Here is a 2477-nt window from a genome sequence, read left to right as displayed (position 1 = left end):
ATTTAAATAAAAAAGTAAGATGATAGTTCTCTGGGGTACCCCAGAGAACTATCATCTGGTGCACGGATTTTTGTTGTTTTGTTTTTCATTTCTCCATCATTTGTTTTGTTTCTTTTAACCGATAGGATTCCCCATTCATGTTAATCAAGTAAGCCTTATGTGTAAGTCTGTCTACCAATGCTGCCGTCAAGACTGGGTCCCCAAAGATTTCTTCCCATCTGTCAAAACCAAGATTTGTTGTAATGATTGTTGATTTTCGTCCTACTCTTAAAGAAAGATGATTAAACAATAATTCTGCACCTTCTTTATCAAATGAGATGTATCCAAACTCATCACAGATTACAAGGTCATATTTTTCGAACCTAAGTTCCATTTGTCTAAGAGTCCGTTCTGAGTGAGCCTCCCTTAATTGGGTTAGTAACCTGTGTACAGTAGTAAAAAGGACTTTGTAGCCTTGCATACATGCTTTAAGTCCAAGTCCTGTTGCGATATGGGTTTTTCCAGTACCAGGGTTTCCTGCCAATACTATATTTTGACCTTCTGTTATAAAGTCCAGCCTTTCTAATAATGGTAACTTTTCATTTGCATCTACAGGCAACTGGTCTCTATGTAAATCACCTAAATACATTTTTGCAGGAAAACCGGCTTGTCTTATTTGTGATTTTTTTCTGTTCTCAAGTCGGGCTTCAAACTCTTTTTCCATTAAGCGAAGAAGGTATTGTTCATAATCCAGTTTTTCTTTAGCTGCTTCATGTGCCATATGTTTAAAATCCCGTCTAAAAACAGGAAGTCTTAGTTCTTTACTATATCTGATAATTTCGTTGTTTATATGATTGTCCATAGTCTGATCTATTAATTTAGTAGTGCAGTGATTTGTGATAATTGTTGCTTGGCAAACCCTGTTGTTTGGTCTGATGGTTGGTAGTTGCCTGTATCTTGTTTGTTTCCCAACAAGGCTTTTAGTTGTTCCCATGTGATATGTTTTATACCACTATCCAACAGCCGTTTTACGGTGGTTTCAAGTCTTTCTCCCTCGATAGAGTACTTTTGGCAATAACTCAGGAGCTCTATAAAATCGCGGGGGTTTTCATTGAAGAAATCATTATAGAGGGATTTTAAGTAAGTACAGCTTGCCAAGGCCACACTTCCTTTTAACGCACCAGGTTTTTGTTTAAATGTTGACAGGTAGTGTTCAATTGATATGATCCATTGGTGCAAGCCATAACATCTTTGGTGCCTTGCTACTGGAGTATCGTTTGTATAGATGAATATTTGGCTACTCATGATACGTACTTCAACAACATTCCCCACCAAATGGTCTGGAACAGAGTAACGGTTGGTTCGGTAACAGACTGTGGCATATTTATCGACCTTAAGGTATGCTTCTTCATAACAAGATAACTTAGGAGGACATGGTAACAGCGTTTGTTGTTCATTAACAAACATCTGTTTTGCTGTTTTTCCTGTTAATTGTTGTTTTGTATGGTTGATCTTTTGTATAGTTATATCTAGCTTTTTTTGTGCTGATTCTATTGATTCAAAGCTATCTATCAAGCCAAACGCTTTACGCCTTATATATTCAACACTCCGTTCCACATGGCCTTTTTCGTTGCCTCTATATGCATTGCAGAAACGGTGGCTGTATTGGTAATGCCCCCGTAACCGCAATAATGCCTTTGTTGGTTCTTTTTCGTGTTTCCCTACAAAATTTGCTACTGCTACGCGCATATTATCGTATACCATCTGCTTATAAACACCTCCTGCAAACTCAAAAAATGAAGTGTGGGATTCCATAAAAGATAAAGTGTCCTGTCTTTGGAAGATCATGGCATAACGGTAATTGCTGTAAGTTGATGTAAATACTGCAAGCTGTAATCGGACTTGACGACTCTGAATCTGTAATTTTATTTCTCCCCAATCAAATTCACAACTTTCTCCAGGCTGATATTCCTGACGGATATATGTTTCTTTCGATGATGGAATATTTTCTTTCTCCCGGATATAATTACAAACGGTGGTGTATCCTATGTCTAATCCTTGATCTTGTAAATGCTCATAGATATCCTTTTTCTTCATGACCTGCTTACGCTGGCCACTTTGGATCTTTTGAGTGTTAATTGACAATAAACGATCTATTTCTGTCTGAACTTCTTGAGTTAATTTTAACTTGCTCCTTTCTCCTAATTTATAATTAATTGGCTGTGATAGGTATTCTGGTAATGATAATGATGAATCAGATTTCTGTTGTCTGAAATTTTCGTATTCATCAATATATTTCTTTACAGTTTTGCGACTAATTTTTAAATCCTTTGAAATAGTTCGCTGACTTTTTCCTTCTCTGTAGCTTCTTATTATTATTTCTTGCTTTGTATACATACTTATCATGATTAATGAACGTAACAATTAACGTTCAATTCTTAACAACAAGTGGTATACTTTTCGATTAATATGTGGACTCCTTTTTATTAATATATACA

2 protein-coding genes are annotated in these 2477 nt (G+C 36.1%); both read right to left on the bottom strand.

The window, feature by feature from the left end:
- Nucleotides 1-85: 85 nt before the first annotated feature.
- Nucleotides 86-841: an IS21-like element helper ATPase IstB gene (gene istB / locus OM075_RS24840; RefSeq protein WP_301193261.1), complete on the bottom strand. Its 756-nt coding sequence runs from the start codon at nt 839-841 to the stop codon at nt 86-88.
- An 11-nt stretch (nt 842-852) separates the two neighbouring features.
- Nucleotides 853-2376: an IS21 family transposase gene (gene istA / locus OM075_RS24835; RefSeq protein WP_301193260.1), complete on the bottom strand. Its 1524-nt coding sequence runs from the start codon at nt 2374-2376 to the stop codon at nt 853-855.
- Nucleotides 2377-2477 lie beyond the last annotated feature (101 nt).

The organism is Plebeiibacterium sediminum, assembly GCF_026013605.1.
GTDB lineage: Bacteria > Bacteroidota > Bacteroidia > Bacteroidales > Marinilabiliaceae > Saccharicrinis > Saccharicrinis sediminus.
Note: the sequence above shows the minus strand (reverse complement) of the source record. Positions and strands in the feature narration are given on the sequence as shown.

Bases quoted from the DNA above. Each gene is read 5' to 3' on its own strand.
- istB (WP_301193261.1), bottom strand. From the start codon at position 841: ATGGACAATCATATAAACAACGAAATTATCAGATATAGTAAAGAACTA.
- istA (WP_301193260.1), bottom strand. From the start codon at position 2,376: ATGTATACAAAGCAAGAAATAATAATAAGAAGCTACAGAGAAGGAAAA.